Origin of the sequence: Mycobacterium cajalii, from assembly GCF_045809005.2 — a bacterium.
Classification (GTDB): domain Bacteria; phylum Actinomycetota; class Actinomycetes; order Mycobacteriales; family Mycobacteriaceae; genus Mycobacterium.
The window spans coordinates 3,407,230-3,422,727 of the sequence record NZ_CM141436.1 but is presented as its reverse complement, the minus strand read 5'-3'; the positions used below and the strand labels follow the sequence as shown (position 1 = coordinate 3,422,727).

General features: G+C 66.8%; 11 protein-coding genes and 2 pseudogenes. 4 read left to right on the top strand and 9 right to left on the bottom strand.

The features are described 5' to 3' along the window. Nucleotides 1-54: 54 nt before the first annotated feature. From ACJ512_RS16270 to ACJ512_RS16255, 4 genes are all read right to left on the bottom strand, one after another. Nucleotides 55-213: an SDR family oxidoreductase gene (locus tag ACJ512_RS16270; RefSeq protein ID WP_461479763.1), complete on the bottom strand. Its 159-nt coding sequence runs from the start codon at nt 211-213 to the stop codon at nt 55-57. Nucleotides 214-341: 128 nt separating this feature from the next. Next, the gene (locus tag ACJ512_RS16265; RefSeq protein ID WP_407688916.1) at nt 342-737 is read right to left on the bottom strand and encodes a type II toxin-antitoxin system VapC family toxin; all 396 of its coding nucleotides are present in this window, start codon (nt 735-737) and stop codon (nt 342-344) included. Beyond that, nucleotides 734-1,096, bottom strand: a complete 363-nt coding sequence (locus ACJ512_RS16260; RefSeq protein WP_407688917.1) for a hypothetical protein — start codon at nt 1,094-1,096, stop codon at nt 734-736. Before ACJ512_RS16260 ends, ACJ512_RS16265 begins: the two co-directional genes overlap by 4 nt. Before the next feature lie 301 nt (nt 1,097-1,397). After that, nucleotides 1,398-2,453 (bottom strand): DUF732 domain-containing protein, encoded by a 1,056-nt coding sequence (locus tag ACJ512_RS16255; RefSeq protein WP_407688918.1) that lies wholly within the window; start codon nt 2,451-2,453, stop codon nt 1,398-1,400. A gap of 166 nt (nt 2,454-2,619) precedes the next feature. Between ACJ512_RS16255 and ACJ512_RS16250 the strand changes: the two genes are divergently transcribed. After that, nucleotides 2,620-3,402: an SDR family oxidoreductase gene (locus ACJ512_RS16250; protein ID WP_407688919.1), complete on the top strand. Its 783-nt coding sequence runs from the start codon at nt 2,620-2,622 to the stop codon at nt 3,400-3,402. Between the two features lie 9 nt (nt 3,403-3,411). Here ACJ512_RS16250 and ACJ512_RS16245 read toward each other — a convergent pair whose 3' ends face one another. The 4 genes from ACJ512_RS16245 to ACJ512_RS16230 form a co-directional block, all read right to left on the bottom strand. Further along, a complete protein-coding gene (locus tag ACJ512_RS16245; RefSeq protein ID WP_407688920.1) occupies nt 3,412-6,306 on the bottom strand; it encodes an MMPL/RND family transporter in 2,895 nt (964 codons plus the stop codon). Next, entirely contained in the window at nt 6,303-6,737 is a 435-nt protein-coding gene (locus ACJ512_RS16240; RefSeq protein WP_407688921.1) for an MmpS family transport accessory protein, read from the bottom strand. Before ACJ512_RS16240 ends, ACJ512_RS16245 begins: the two co-directional genes overlap by 4 nt. Nucleotides 6,738-6,968: 231 nt before the next feature. Further along, nucleotides 6,969-7,577 (bottom strand): TetR family transcriptional regulator, encoded by a 609-nt coding sequence (locus tag ACJ512_RS16235; RefSeq protein WP_407688922.1) that lies wholly within the window; start codon nt 7,575-7,577, stop codon nt 6,969-6,971. Between the two features lie 73 nt (nt 7,578-7,650). Then, the gene (locus ACJ512_RS16230) at nt 7,651-8,577 is read right to left on the bottom strand and encodes an alpha/beta hydrolase (protein ID WP_407688923.1); all 927 of its coding nucleotides are present in this window, start codon (nt 8,575-8,577) and stop codon (nt 7,651-7,653) included. A 142-nt stretch (nt 8,578-8,719) separates the two neighbouring features. Here ACJ512_RS16230 and ACJ512_RS16225 point away from each other — a divergent pair. Both ACJ512_RS16225 and ACJ512_RS16220 read left to right on the top strand, forming a co-directional pair. After that, nucleotides 8,720-10,074 (top strand): annotated as a pseudogene (locus ACJ512_RS16225) (aldehyde dehydrogenase family protein). 108 nt (nt 10,075-10,182) lie between these two features. Beyond that, nucleotides 10,183-10,896 (top strand): 2OG-Fe(II) oxygenase, encoded by a 714-nt coding sequence (locus ACJ512_RS16220; protein ID WP_407688924.1) that lies wholly within the window; start codon nt 10,183-10,185, stop codon nt 10,894-10,896. 122 nt (nt 10,897-11,018) lie between these two features. Here ACJ512_RS16220 and ACJ512_RS16215 read toward each other — a convergent pair. Next, nucleotides 11,019-12,032: pseudogene (locus ACJ512_RS16215) on the bottom strand (AurF N-oxygenase family protein); the annotation flags it as partial. 1,303 nt (nt 12,033-13,335) lie between these two features. On the opposite strand from ACJ512_RS16215, the gene ACJ512_RS16210 reads away from it, so the two are divergent. Further along, on the top strand, nt 13,336-15,474 hold the full coding sequence (locus ACJ512_RS16210; RefSeq protein ID WP_407688925.1) for a serine/threonine-protein kinase: 2,139 nt from the start codon (nt 13,336-13,338) through the stop codon (nt 15,472-15,474). Nucleotides 15,475-15,498 lie beyond the last annotated feature (24 nt).

Genomic DNA, 15,498 nt, shown 5'->3' with positions numbered 1-15,498 from the left:
CTCGCCGACCGCACCCGATTACCCGGTCAACGCCACGCGAAAAACACCAGCCACCTAGGTACGGCCGCCGGAGGCGTCGATCGTTGTGCCGGTGATGTAGGACGCGTCGCGGGACAGCAAAAAGGACGCGATGGCAGCGATCTCTTCAGCGCTGCTCGACGCTGGTGTCGCGGTCGGCGCGCTGGTGCGCAGCCCTGGAAAAGCCTGCAGCACAAAGCTCGCCGCGCGGCGTCAGCGCGGCCGAACTGATTCGCCGCCACAAGAATGTTCCCCGAATGAATCCCGAGGTCGGTTCCGGTCGAAAAGTGAGCAGGGGATTCCGGGGTGGATTCTTGTGACATCTACCGGCTGTCATCGGTGACCACCGCGATCCCAACCTCGCCCGCCCGGGCGGCCAGCTTGTCGTCAAACGTGGCGATCGCCGCGCCGTGGTGCTCAGCGGTGTAGAGGACGCAGCAGTCAGGCATCTTCAGATTGGTTGCCGCGCGAAGCTCACCCAAACGCGGCGCCGCGCCCCCGGGAAGGCTCAACTCCTCGATGCCCAATTGCTCGAGAAGCTCGTTGAGGCGCCGCGCTTGACCGGCCCGTGCGGCACCGGCATATACCTCGGCAAGGGTGATGACGCTGGCCGCGAACGTATCCGCCAGGTGGGCGGTCAGCAGTGCCGTCGCCTGGGCGTGGTGCGCGTCGGCGGGTTCAAAGTGCCCGATCAAGACGCTGGCATCCAACAGGATCACTCTGGCCAGTCCTCTCGCAGATCGGCCAGATAACCGGCCCCGAAGACTCCAGCCAACGCGCCGCTGGTTGCGTCAATGGCCTGGTGGCGGGCCTGCTCCGTGGCGGCGAAGTCGTGGACGAGGCTGTTACGGCCGGTCAGAATGAGGCGACGCAGCAGTGCGCCCGGCTTGTCAGCGAGGTCTGGCCACACTTTGCGTGCTACCGCAAGCGCGGCGGTGATCTCATCGGTTTCCGTGATGGCGTGGCGCGGACGGGCCGTAGGCATAGTCGAGTGTAACACCGATGACATCGAGTGTGACACCAGCGTGGGTTTGTCGCCGACATCGACCAACTGACCATCGACGAGGGAGTGGCGCACTTTCTCGGTCTCGGGTGTGCTGGTCGGTCTTCGGCAGCGACGCTGGATAGCCTTGCATTCCAGCGCTTTTCGGTGCTGTATGCGCTCCTGGCAATCGCCGTGTCGAGGCACCTGCGATCATCTGGCCACTCGGCCTTGCGGCTGAGCTGCACGATACCGATGTCGGCTCACGCACGTTCGGCCTAAGCGATCCGGAGGGCAACGTCTGGCCCCTCGGCTCCTACCGCGGCGTGCTTTTCCAGTGACGAGACATGGCTTTCGTGGCGATTTTCGACCTGGTGAGTTCGTAGCAGTTCAGCGGTCATCCGCCTCCGCCGCCGGCGGCGCCACCGCCCCCGCCGGCACCGGCACCGCCGCCGGATTCCCACCAGTTGTACACACCGGCGTAGGCACTTGTCGGGCACAGGTTCTCAGCCGCGGCGAGAACGAATTGAGCCGCTTGTTTGAGGGTCAGTGCCGGATAGCGCCTCTGCAGGTCCTTGGCCGCCTGGACACCGTCCACGCCGCCATTCCAGAGTTCCCCGCACACCCGGTAACCGTTGTTCAACAGCGCCGGTTCCAGCCCGGTGACGCCGGCCGCCTGCACGGCGGCCAGGAAGTCCTGGACCGGGTGATGCTTCTGCAGGGCGGTCAGCCACATCTGCTGCACCTCGGCGATTTCGGGCGATTGGGGCGCGACGGTGGCCGGAATCGTCGTCGATGGCGGCGACTGCGGTGAGAGCGCCGGCACCGGCGCGCCGATCGGCGGTTGCGGGTCCCGCCCGGGATGCGGGCTGACCGCGGCCCATCGGATCGGGACGTAGAGGGCGACGCCGAGCAAGATCAGCACCGAGATCGCGATCGCCGTGTGGACCCCTGCCCGGGAACCGCTGGTCACCGCACCGACCTGTGCGGCGGCCACGGATGCCACGGCGCACAGCACCACAGCGGAGATGGCGACCAGCCACAAGCCCCAACCGACGTGGAGGCCGACCAGTTGGCCGGCGGCCGATGTCACGTTGACGATGTTGACCATCGCGATCAGCAGACACACCAGCCCGGCGGCCGGGGCGAGCCATGCCAGTGCGAGCAGCCACCGCGTGCCGGACCCGGTCCGCACGCGGTGCAGCAGGGTGAACAACGCCACGCCGGCAACGGCCGCGAGGGCGAAGGTGGTTTGTCCCTGCCACCAGATGCCGGCTGTGGCACCGTTCGCGGCGATCCAGGCGCGGCTCGCCCAGGGACCCACGCTGCCGACCAGGATGCCCACGCTCGCGGCGATCGCCGCGATCACATTCGGCAGGTAGCACGGTGCGGACCCGCGCGGACTGCTGCCCGACGCGGAGACGTCGCGTTCACGGTCTTCTGAATCAGGCATGTGGGTTCCTCGCCAGGATCTGAGTTTGAGGTTGGCATCCATGCTTCGGCGTCGGGGCGCCGATCGCGAGGGCCGAAAGTCCCGGTGAAAGCCCTCACCCTCTGGTCATACATCTGCACGCATCTGTATGGTGCTTACGACCCTGCGACACGACGGGAGACACGCGGTGGCGGATCGGTTGGCGGGAAAGGTGGCGCTCGTCAGCGGCGGCGCGCGGGGGATGGGGGCCTCGCACGTGCGGATGCTGGTCGGGGAGGGCGCCAAGGTGGTCTTCGGCGACATCCTCGACGACGAAGGCAAGGCGGTGGCCGCCGAAGTCGGTGACGCCGCCCGCTATGTGCACCTCGACGTCACCAAACCCGAGCAGTGGGAGGCGGCGGTCGCCACCACGCTGGTCGAGTTCGGCGGGGTCGACGTGCTGGTGAACAACGCCGGCATCATCAACATCGGCACCCTGGAGGACTATGAGCTCTCCGAGTGGCAGCGGATCCTCGACATCAACCTGACCGGGGTCTTCCTCGGCATCCGCGCGGTGGTCAAACCCATGAAGGAAGCCGGACGCGGCTCGATCATCAACATCTCCTCCATCGAGGGGATGGCCGGCACCATCGCCTGCCACGGTTACACCGCAACCAAATTCGCCGTCCGCGGGCTGACCAAATCGGCGGCGCTGGAGCTGGGCCCGAGCGGGATCCGGGTGAACTCGATCCATCCCGGGCTCATCAAGACGCCCATGACCGAGTGGGTTCCCGACGATCTCTTCCAGACCGCGCTGGGGCGCGCCGCCGACCCCAGAGAGGTCTCCCACCTGGTGGTCTATCTCGCCAGCGACGAGTCCAGCTATTCGACCGGTTCGGAGTTCGTCGTGGACGGCGGCACCACGGCAGGGTTGGGCCACAAGGACTTCTCCGCGGCCGACATCGGCGAGCAACCGGAGTGGGTGACGTAGCCTCGCGCGTCAGCGCAGGGTCGAAGCGAACTCGGGCTGCTGGGCCGGGGCCGGCTTGGGCCACGGAGAAGGCTTGGGCCGCTGCCGGACCCGCTGCGGCCACCAGAACCACTTGCCCAGCAGCGCGGCGATCGCCGGGGTCATCAGCGACCTGACGATCAGGGTGTCGAAGAGCAGGCCGAGGCCGATGGTGGTGCCGACCTGGCCGATCACGGTCAGCTCGCTGACCGCCATCGTCATCATCGTGAAGGCGAACACCAGCCCCGCCGAGGTGACGACCGACCCGGTGCCGCCCATCGACCGGATGATGCCGGTGTTCAAACCGGCGTAGATCTCCTCCTTGAACCGCGCCACCAGCAGCAGGTTGTAGTCGGCGCCCACGGCGAGCAGGATGATGACCGACATCGCGAGCACCATCCAGTGCAGTTCGATGCCGATGAGGTGTTGCCAGATCAGCACCGAGAGCCCGAAGGACGCGCCCAGCGACAGCAGGACGGTGCCCACGATGACCGCCGAGGCCACGACGCCGCGCGTGATGATCAGCATGATGATGAAAATCAGGCACAGCGAGGCGATTCCGGCGATCAACAGGTCGTAGGTGTTGCCGTCCCTGAGGTCTTTGTACATTGCCGCGGTCCCGCCGAGATAGATCTTCGAGCCCTCCAGCGGCGTGCCTTTGACTGCCTCGTAGGCGGCCTTCTTGATCGCGTCGATGTGCGCGATGCCCTGGGCCGACATCGGATCGCCGTCGTGGCTGACGATGAAGCGCACGGCATGGCCGTCGGGGGAGATGAAGTTCTTCATGCCCTTCTTGAACTCGGCATTGTTGAACGTCTCCGGCGGCAGATAGAACGAGTCGTCGTTCTTGGACGCGTCGAACGCCTTACCCATGGCGCTGGCGTTCTTCTGCGCCTCGTTCTGCTGATCCTGCAGCCCTTTCTGCGTCGAATACATGGTCAGCATCGTCGTTTTCATGGCCTTCATGTTCTCGATCATCCCGGGCATCAGCGCCACCATCTGGGGCATCAGTGCGTCGAGGCGATCCATGACGGGCAGCAGGCTCTGGATGTCGTCGGTCATCGTGTCGATACCGTCGAGGGCGTCGAACACGGACCGCAGCGAATAGCACACCGGGATGTCGTAGCAGTGCTTCTCCCAATAGAAGTAGCTGCGGATGGGCCGGAAGAAGTCCTCGAAATCGGCCATGTTGTCCCGCAATTGGGCCACGTCCATGGTCATGTCGTGCATCTTTTTGACCATGACGTGCATGTTGTCGGCCATCTGCGTGGTGATGCTCTGCATCTTGGTCATGTCGTTGATGGTCGTCTGCATCATGTCGGCCTGATGGAGCATGTCGGCCATCTGGTCTTGCTGGTACTTCTGGTTCATCTGCTGGGCGACGCCCTGCATGCTGATCTGGAACGGGATCGAGGTGTGCTCGATCGGCGTGCCCTCCGGCCGGGTGATGGCCTGCACGCGACTGATTCCGGGGACCCGGAAGACCGCCTTGGCGATCTTGTCGATGACCAGGAAGTCCGCGGAGTTGCGCAGATCGTGGTCGCTTTCGATCATCAGCATTTCCGGATTCATCCGCGCCTTGGAGAAGTGCCGATCCGCGGCGGAGTAGCCCTCGTTGGCGGGCAGGTCCGCCGGCAGGTAGTTGCGGTCGTTGTAGTTGGTGCGGTAGCCGGGCAGGGTGAGCAGGCCGACCAGTGCGACCATGATCGTCATCACCAGGATGGGTCCGGGCCACCGCACGACGAGAGCGCCGACCTTGCGCCATCCGCGAATCCGTTGCGCCCGCTTGGGTTCCAGTGTCTTACGAAAGCGTGACGCCAACGAGATGGCGGCAGGACCGAGCGTCAGCGCCGCCGCGACGACCACCACCATGCCGATCGCCAACGGGATGCCCAGCGTCTGGAAGTACGGCAGGTTGGTGAAGTGCAGGCAGAACGTGGCGCCGGCGATGGTCAGGCCCGACCCGAGTACCACGTGGGCGGTGCCCTCGTACATGGTGTAGTAGGCGTCTTCCCGGGATTCGCCGACCGACCGGGCCTCCTGATATCGGCCGATCAAGAAGATCGCATAGTCGGTGGCGGCCGCGATCGCCAGCGTGACCAACAGGTTCGTGGCGAAGGTGGAGAGCCCGATGATGTTGTAGTAGCCCAGGAAGGCGACCATTCCCCGGGCGGCGGAAAGCTCGAACACCACCATCAACAAGGTGAGCAACACCGTGACGACCGACCGGTAGACCAGCAGCAGCATGGCGATGATCACCGTGAAGGTCGCCGCCGTGATGAGTTGCAGGCTGCGGTCGCCGGCCTCGTGCTGGTCCGCCGACAGCGCCCCGGGCCCGGTGACGTAGGCCTTCACCCCTTTGGGTGGGGGCACACTTTTGACGATGCGCTGGACCGCTTCGACCGACTCGTTGGCCAGGGCTTCGCCCTGGTTGCCGGCCAGGTAGACCTGCACGTAGGCGGCCTTGCCGTCGTTGCTCTGCGCGCCCGCCCCGGTCAGGGGATCGCTCCAGAAGTCCTGCACGTGCTCAACGTGTTTGGTGTCGGCGTCGAGCTTCTTGACGATCTCGTCGTAGTAGGCGTGGGCGGCGTCACCGAGCGGCTGTTGGCCCTCCAGCACGATCATCGCCGAGCTGTTGGACTTGTACTCGTGAAACACCGCGCCCATGCGTTTTGTCGCTATGACCGATTGCGCATCGTCGGGCGCCATCGACACCGAGCGCATCTTGCCGACCTCGTCCAGCTGGGGGACGACGACGTTGAGCACCGCGATGAGCGCGATCCAGGCGAGGATGACGGGTACGGCGAACTTTCGGATGAGGCGGGGGATCGCGGGCCGCTCTTTGACGGTGGCGATCGGAGCGGTGTCGTCGAGGTGTCTGCTCATGCCGACTTCACCAGGCAGAAGGTCAGGGCATGCACACCGGTGGTCATGTTCTCGTCCTTGACTTCGTCGTCGATGGTGATGCGGCAACCGAGTTGGTCACCGTCGCTTTGGGCCGAAATGTTCGGGAAGACCGACGGCGCGGTCGTGGACAGCACCAGCGTCCACGGCAGCGGTGCGCCGTCGACCCGCTGCGGGTCGGCGCTGAGGTCGAGATAGTTCACGTTGGCGCGCGGGGCCGAGCCGAAGACCTCGTATTTGACGACTTTGGGCTTGAACGGTGTGGATTCGTCGCGCCGGGGGCTGATCATGACGCCCGTGTTGTTCTCCCCGAAGAACGACTTGACGCGCGCCACGGTGAAGCCACCGACTAAGACCACCGCCGTGATCAACAGCGGTAGCCACGCGTTGCGTACGACCTTCGATATCTGCACCCGGGTGCTTTCCTTCCTCGTCGCGCAACGGTGGTGTGGACGTCGTCGGGTTGCCCCGCGGGCGAGAACGGGGTCAGCGCTGATCGCTTGTGCTACAGGGGGATTCGCAGGCGATCGTCAGATGCTGCGATGCATCCACGCCCCCGGGCCGCTTCGCGTCACCGCGATCAGAGCTTAGTACATGTTGTGCATATTTTGCAGACTATGCAAGTTCGGTGGCGGTGTTTTGCGTCACTTCGTGAAGATGCTGTGGACCAGGGCGGCGGCACGCTCCACGTAGGGCATCGGCGTGTCGTCGGCATCCTCGGGCTTGCCGTCGGACCAGCGCTCGATGCCCGAGCGCACGGCCGTCAATGCCAGGGCGGAGATCATCGCGGGGACCTCGTCGTCGGGCCGCATTCCCTGTCGTCGCGCGACGATGTCGGTCAGGTGGGTTTGGAAGCGCTCCAGGTCGGCGAGGAAGGCGGCCAGCACCGCGGGGGTGGTTTTGGCGAGCTGCAACATGCACACCGCCTGCTCGCGCTTGGGCGGCGCGTCGCGAAGGTGGTGGGCCGCCAGGGTGATCAGTTCCGCCAGCACCACCGAGTAGGGGGCGGGTCCGGACGCGACGAATTCGGCGACGAGTTCCGGGGGGATGTCTGAGGGGCCGTAGGCGATCGCGGATTCTTTGTTGGGGAAGTAGTTGAAGAAGGTGCGCGAGGAGATGCCGGCCTCGACGCAGATCTCGTCGATCGTGACCCGGTCGAAGCTGCGTTCGCTGGCCAGGCGCACGACGGCGTCCCGGATGTCCATGCTGGTCTGGCGACGCCGGCGCTCGCGGAGTCCGATCTGATTGGCCATAGCACCCAATAGTTGCACAAACTGCAAACTATGCAGTCACAACGTGACGGATCGCATGCCGAGCCGGCCGGTGTCAGCGATGCGGGGCCGCCAGCGCAGCGCTCAGGTGGGCGCACTGGCTGTCGAGAAAGTTCACCGAAATGGGGGCCGTGTCCGCGATCTGGTCGAACGCATGGAAGCCGCCCGGCGCGATCTCCTCGTGCACGGGGACACCCGCGTCGCGAAGCCGCTGGGCATACTCCACGCACTCGGCGTAGAAGAGGTCCAACGTGCCGACCCCGATCCAGGCCGGGGCGAGCCCGGACAGGTCTTTCCGCCGACCCGGCACCGCCTCGAGCGGATCCGCGCCGTCGAGGTACCAGCGCCACGCCAGCTGGTTGTCGCTCTCGGCCCACATGATGCGTTTGGGGCCATCGCCTCTGGCGCCGGTGCGATCGTCGAGCATCGGATACACCAGCATCTGGAAGGCCAGCTCGACGTCGCCCCGATCATGGGCGCGCTGGGCCACTGCCGCCGCGAAATGCGCACCGGCACTGGCGCCCCCGACGGCGACCCGATCCGGGTCCACCCACGGCTGGCGCGCCAGCCACAGCAGGGCCGCATAGCAGTCCTCGACCGGCGTGGGGTAGGGATGCTCGGGCGCCAGCCGGTGTTCGACGGCCGCCGCCGCGATCCCGCTGCGCCGGCACAGCTTGCGGAGATACTTGTCGTCCTGGGCGGCGACCCCCATGATGGTGCCGCCCCCGTGGATCCACAACAGCGCGGGTGCCCGGTCGGGCAGCCCGGCCGGGCGGTGCAGGCGAACGGTGACGTGCTCGTTGACGGCGGCGACCGGCGTGTCGCGCAACCGGCCGGCGTTACCCAGGGCCGCCATGACCTTTCGCTGCAGCTTGTACCCGCGGTGCAGCGCGTATCCGCGGGGCAGGAACCGCGCGGCGGTGCGTAGGCCGGGGTCCACGGCGTGCCGTGTCGTGAAGGCCTTGTCAGTGGATCCGCTCACCATGGGTGCCCTCGATTCCCGCGCGCCGACAGGCCAGCATGACCATACAGGATGCGAAAAGTGACCGGGCCGTTCCGGAACGGCTTCGAACCGGCTGGTTGGGTGGGGTGCGGCAAGGGTATCCCGCGGTGTGTCGTCGACTATGACAAACGTCATCAGCGTTCTTGATCCCCGCACCGGCGACTTCGTGACACAGGTGCCCATCGCCGAGCCATCGGCATGCGATGCCGCGCTCGCGCTCGCCGCGGCGGCGGCCCCGGGCTGGGCTCGCACCCCGCCCGCGAAGCGGGCGGCGGCCGTGGCGGCCGCGGCCGCCGACGTGCGCGCTGTCGGCGACGAGCTCGCCGAACTCAACGAGCGGGAGACGGGAAAGCTGCGCGGCGACGCGCGGGGCGGCGTGGACGCCGGGGCGGGAACCCTGTTGCAGTACGCCGAGCTGGGACCGTTGCACCGGGGACGCGCCCTGCAGGGTGGATGGTCGGCGACCGATCTGATGATTCCGCAGCCGCGCGGCGTGGTGGCGGTGCTGACGCCATGGAACGATCCCGTCGCGGTGGCCGCCGGATTGCTGGGCGCGGCGCTGGTGGCGGGCAACACCGTCGTCCACAAGCCCAGCGAGCGCTGTCCGCAGACGGGCCGGCGGTTCGCGGAGCTGCTCGCCGCGCGGCTGCCCGCGGGGTGCTGCAGATCGTCGACGGTGACGGAACGGTCGGTGCCCGGCTGGCGGCCACGGAAGGCGTCGACGTCGTCGCCCACGTGGGCAGCAGCGCCACCGGCCGCGCCATCGCGCAGGCGTGTGCGCAGCGCGGCGCCAAGGCGCTGCTGGAAAACGGCGGAAACGATGCGTTGATCGTCGACGACGACGTCGACCCGGTGTGGGCGGCCGGCCAGGCCGCGCGCGGCGCCTTCGCCGACGCGGGACAGATCTGCGTGGCGGTGGAGCGGATCTATGTCGTGGGTTCGGATGCCGACGCGTTCGTCGACGCGCTGGCCGCTGAGGCGGTGGCCTGGGCCGATCGCATCGGGCCGTTGGTCGACGAACGCCACCGCAAGCAGGTGCACGGTCATGTCCAGGACGCGGCGCGGCGCGGGGCGCGCGTGGTGGTCGGCGGCGAGCCGCGGCCCGGTCCTGGCTCGTTCTATCCACCGACGGTGCTGACCGGGTGCACACCGGACATGGCGGTGATGCGCGAGGAAACGTTCGGTCCGGTGGCGCCGGTGCGCACGGTGCCCGACTTCGCGGCCGCGCTGGCGGAGGCGGCCGACGACCGTTACGGCCCGGCCGCGACCGTGCTGACCGGCGACATGAAGCACGCGCAAGAGGCGTGGCGCAGCCTGCCGGTGGGCACCGTGAAGATCAACGACGTCTTCGGCGGGGCCCCCGGCGGGGCATCCGAGCCGCGCCGGGCCAGCGGCAGCGGCTTCGGCTTCGGCCCCGAGCTGCTCGACGAGATGACGGCCGTGAAGGTGGTGCACTGGTCGTCGCCGGGTGAGTGAGCGGGCGTGCGTTCCTGCGCCGAGCCTGTAGATTTGCAGCTTCGCACTCGCACTTCGTCTGCGCATTTACAGGCTCGGTGAAGTGTCATACCCCGGGAGACCGTCCTGATGGCAACGACGTCGCGCCGGCGCGTCGACGGCGCGGACTGGCAGGCCGTCACCGCCGACATGAACGAATTCGGCGGCGCGCTGACGTCCGAACTGCTCACTCCCACCGAGTGTGCAGCAGTCATCGCCCTCTACGCCGACGACCGCTTGTTTCGCGCCACCGTCGACATGGCGCGCCATCGCTACGGACGAGGGGAGTACCGCTACTTCGACCGGCCCTGTCCGCATCCCATCGACGAACTGAAACACGCGCTCTACCCCCGGTTGTTGGCGATCGCCCGCGACTGGTGGGCCAAGCTGGGCCGGGAGGCCCCCTGGCCCGACACCCTCGACGAATGGCTGGACCTGTGCCACCGGGCCGGCCAGACCAAACCGACGGCTCTACTGCTCAAGTACGGTCCGGGCGACTGGAATGCCCTGCACCGAGACCTCTATGGGGATCTCGCCTTCCCGCTGCAGGTCGTCATCAATCTGAGTGCACCGGACGTGACCCATACCGGCGGCGAGTTCCTGCTGGTCGAGCAGCGGCCGCGGGCGCAGTCGCGTGGCACGGCCAGCACGCTGCCGCGGGGGCACGGCTATGTCTTCACCACCCGGGAGCGACCGGTCCGTTCGACGCGGGGATGGTCGGCCGTCCACGTGCGTCACGGGGTGTCCGTGGTCCGCTCGGGGCAGCGCTACACGCTCGGCTTGATTTTTCACGACGCCGCCTGACGGGCGGGGGAGCGCGGTCGACCAGGAACTGCGCGTCCCGGGTCGCGTCAGGCCAGCGCGCCGCGATGCCTGGAAGATGTTGCGTGCGGGTCGTCGCCGGACATCGGCGCCGTATCGTCGTCGGGCGGGGTGCTCGATCGCCGGCGTTGTGGCTCTCCGCGGTAGCGCGAGGGCTCGCCGTCGATCCCGCACGCCCGCCACAGCATGTGGGAAAGCGGATTCATCATCCCGGTGTCGTATGCCAGCGCCCGCATATCGGCGAACAGGTCCCGCAATAATTTCTGCGATTCCGGTGACCCGAAGAACAGGTCCCGTTTTACTTCGGGCGGAATATCGAACTCCCGCCAAAACGCCTCCGGCGGCACCACAATCGCGTGGCACAACAAGCGCATGATCAACGGGAAATACAACGAGAGCCAGACACGCTGCCATTTGGGCAGCTGCGGTAACCGCTTACGCAAGAATTCGTGCGCGAAGGAGATGTGCCGCGCTTCCTCGGCCACGTGGATGGCCATCACCCGCTCCATGATCGGATGCAGCGCCTTGCCCTCGCGCAGCACATCCTTCTGGGTGTGGTCCAGTGGTTCCTCGCCGGCGAGCACCCCGATGAAGAACGCCACCGGCAGCGGGCCGGCGGCCAGGGGGACCAGCGGCGAGATCCAGCGCAGGATGCGTGGCATGCCCGGAACGCCGGCGTCGACGCGGTTGACCATCTCCTGCAGCATCAGGGTGTGGTTGCCCTCTTCGACGGATTCGTGCAGGCAATAGCGGTATTCCGGGGAGCCGTTGGGCAGCCAGAAAGCGTAGTTCAGCAGGCCGCGGATCAGGACGGACTCGAAATGGGTGCCCACCTTGGCGACGTTGGCCTGGCGCCACATGCCGATCTTGATCTTGCGTTCCTCGGACTGCGCCTGGTACCAGGGGTGGCGACCAAGGGGATCGGTAGCCGGGAGTATCCACCGGGGATCGTTGTCGATGACCGCGAACTCCGGGGCATCCCAGTCGATGTCGGTATAGGGGTTGAAGTTCCGCCGCACCGATCCCTCGGACAACGTTGCGATGCTGCTCACGTACTCGGCGTCGTCACGCACCTCCATGTTGCGGTGCCAACGGCGGAGCAGAAGCCTCCTGGCCATTCACAGCCCCCGATAAGGTTCAGATCAACACGTACACAACCAACGAATCCTCGCGGCCCGGTCGGCGACAATGTCGCCTAAGGCGACTTCCGAGAGAGGATTTCCGGCGTTTGCGATGCGATTTTTCCGCTTCTCACGCGACCAGATCACTCCCACGCAGTCGACACGTCAAAAGAGCCGCTTTCTGGACTCGCATGGGGGTGAATATACCGCACCGACCGTCACGCATCGTGGCGGCTTGGCGGACGTGCCGGCAATGAGCGCCAGATCACGTTCGGGCCAACGGGGTTGCGCTGAGCGGATTTTTCGGTGCCGTTCCGCCGGTTGCCCGGCACCACCGGGATGGTCGGCCGCCACCTAAGCTCTCATCGCTCAATGTGGTGAGACCGGCCGCTTGCCGCGCACCGGGGGCTCGCGGTTCCGGCGTAGCCCCGACGCGGGCGACGGCGGGGTCCAGCGCGGGGTGCTGGTGCGCCAACGCCGGCGCGGCCAGGAGGTCCCGGGAGGCGACTCGTATCCCGCGCACGCGGTGAAAATTTGCTGTATGCAATAGCGACGCGCGATGGTCGCAACAACGGCGGCGTATTCGCAACCCGGCATTTGGCGGACAGGCGAATGAGTCTTTTCCCGTAAATGGGACGTTTGTATGCGGTATTCAGCAGCACTGTGCGGCTTTCCCTGCCGGTGCGGAAGTCGGTCCACCCCGCGGGTGCGAGCTGAGTCGCGAGCATCCGTGAGTGCGTCGGAATGTCGGCGGCGCCGGCGTTCGCCTATGAGGTCGCCCGCTGTCGGGGCTCGGTGTCGACGTGGTCGTCGGCGCCGCGAACCGGCTCGTCCGGCCCGCCGCTTCACCGGGCATCACCCGCACGCGTCGCGGGCGCACGGGTCGCCGTGACCGGGAGCCGAGACGTTCCCGAAGTAGCCAAAAACACTGCAAAGTAAGAGTAATGGCGAGTATGGCGCGGTGGCCTGGTCCAAAGCCGCCGACGGCGGCATGCAGGTCGGCGCCATAGCGCCCAGAGGCGCACGGTTCGGTGCGCCGAGGTGACGGGCACCGATCGTGAGCGCGGTGTCCTGTCTTGGGGTTGACCGGGACGGTGGGTGCGCCGGCGGTGTCATCGGCCGCGGGACGGGCCGCGTCCCGCGTTTCTCATCACGAGTAAATGTGCCGCTATTTCACGCGCCTCACCTAAGTGTTGCCAATTTAGCCGATCGCAAAATTAATTTTCGCGAACCGGATATTTGTTCGCACGGAGGATGATCGCCAAGTCGCTCGAGGGAACGGCGACGGTACGCTTTTGGTATGCCATTGGAGAGCGGAGCAGGGTTTGCTGGCTATACCATCCTGCGACTGCTGGGGGCCGGCGGGATGGGTGAGGTCTACCTCGCCCAGCATCCCCGGCTACCCCGGCGAGAGGCACTCAAAATCCTGAACAGCGACATCTCAGGCGACGACGACTACCGCCGGCGCTTCATCAGGGAGGCCGACCTGGCTGCGGCCCTCTGGCAGACCAACATCGTGCGCATCAACGACCGGGGGGAGTGCGACGGCCAGCTGTGGATCTCGATGGACTTCGCCGACGGGAAGTCCGCGGCGAACCTGCTGGAGGACCGCTATCCGGTCGGTATGCCGGCAGACGAGGTTGCCACGATCGTCACTGCGATCGCCAGCGCGCTGGACTACGTGCATCAGAACGGTCTACTGCACCGCGACATCAAGCCCGCGAACATCCTGCTCACCTATCCCGAACATGATGACCGACGAATCCTGCTGGGGGACTTCGGGATAGCTCGCAAGATCGGTGACATCAGTGGTCTTACCGCTACCAGCATGACGATAGGCACCGTTCCGTATGCCGCGCCGGAACAGCTTGTGGACGACCCGATCGACGGGCGCGCCGATCAGTACGCCCTCGCCGCCACGGCCTACCATCTGCTGACCGGTTCACCGTTGTTCCCGCAAACCAACCCGGCTGTCGTGATCAGTCGCCACCTGACGGCGCCACCGCCGACATTGGCAGAGTCGCGTCCCGAGCTGTCGGCGTTCGATCCGGTGCTCGACATGGCGTTGGCGAAAGACCCTGCCGATCGATTCGCGCGGTGCGCCGATTTTGCGCGAGCCTTCACCGCGGCAGTAGATTCCGGCGCCCATGCGACCGCGTCGGCCTCGACCCGCCCGGCACCTGTGGCGAGCAGGCCGCCCGGCAGCACGCCACCGCAGGCGGACCGCCCCGACGCCGGAACCCTTCGGTGGCGCAAGCGACACCGCGTCGTCCTCGGGGCGGCGGCCGCCGTTACGGCGCTCACCGCCGCCGGCACCACCGGTTATGCCATCGAGACGGACCACGCCGCCCCCGATCCCGGCCGGCCCAGCGCGGTACTCGACGGCACCTATCGCCTGGACTGGGACTATGCAAAGCAGACGGCCAACGGCGCACCGTACCCGCAGGCCAGACGCACCAGCTGGTGGGCGTTTCGTTCCTCATGCACGTCCCGGGGTTGCGTCGCCACTGGCACGCAGTTGGACGACCACGATCACCGGACGCCGCAGACGCACGCCGACAGCATAGATCACGATGTCAAGCCCCCCAACAACTTCCAGCTGGTGGATGGGAGTTGGCGGGGCTCGGTGGAGCGTCGCCGGGTGCAGCGGCGGCTGTGCTTGGGCGCGCAGGGAAAAGTCGTAGCGGGGCAGGACACCGAGGAGTGGACGTCGTCGTGGGTGCCGCAGCAGGACGGCACGTTGCGGGGCGTGCTGACCGGCACCATTCTCACCAATGAATGCAGCCTTCAAGGCTCCGTCCTGGAGGTTCCGGTGGCAGCGACGCGGACCGGCGAAGTGCCGCCGGGTGTCGCGGTGGCCGATCCCGGCGTTGCCGGGCCGCGCCCGGCGAGCACCCCGGCGCCGGCCGTGGCGGGCCCGGTTCTCGATGGCCGTTATCGGCTGGACTACGACGATGCGAACCAGACCGTCAATGGTGCCCCCGCCACCGGCAACCCCAAAACCACGCATTGGTGGGCATTTCGGTCCGTGTGCACGGCCACGGGATGCGTTGCCACCGGCGCCCGGTTGTCCGACATCAACCACTACGAAGCGACCGGCGCCGCGGAGGTCCTTCATTTCGTCGACGGCCATTGGCAGGACATGCCTCGTCTCGAGTCGCCGGCGCCGCGCCCTCCCGGCGCCGACGGAACGGCCAGCGACACCGACACGCTGAGTTGGTCGTGGGAGCCCCAGCCCGACGGAACGCTCCGGGGCTTCCTGACCGACACCGTGGTCGCCGGCAACTGCGGCGACCAGGGGTCGGTGTACAAGACGCCGATGGTCATAACGCGGGAAGGCGATGTGCCCGAAGGCGTCACCGTGGCCGATCAGCAAATGTTCGCCGACCCGGCTCTGTTCAAAAACCCGCCTGCGACAGCGATGGACGGCCGCCATTGAGATCACACACCTCCGTACCCGCCC

Coding starts and splice junctions, on each gene's coding strand:
- ACJ512_RS16255 (WP_407688918.1), bottom strand. CDS start 2,453: ATGCCTGATTCAGAAGACCGTGAACGCGACGTCTCCGCGTCGGGCAGC.
- ACJ512_RS16245 (WP_407688920.1), bottom strand. CDS start 6,306: ATGAGCAGACACCTCGACGACACCGCTCCGATCGCCACCGTCAAAGAG.
- ACJ512_RS16235 (WP_407688922.1), bottom strand. CDS start 7,577: ATGGCCAATCAGATCGGACTCCGCGAGCGCCGGCGTCGCCAGACCAGC.
- ACJ512_RS16220 (WP_407688924.1), top strand. CDS start 10,183: ATGGCAACGACGTCGCGCCGGCGCGTCGACGGCGCGGACTGGCAGGCC.
- ACJ512_RS16210 (WP_407688925.1), top strand. CDS start 13,336: ATGCCATTGGAGAGCGGAGCAGGGTTTGCTGGCTATACCATCCTGCGA.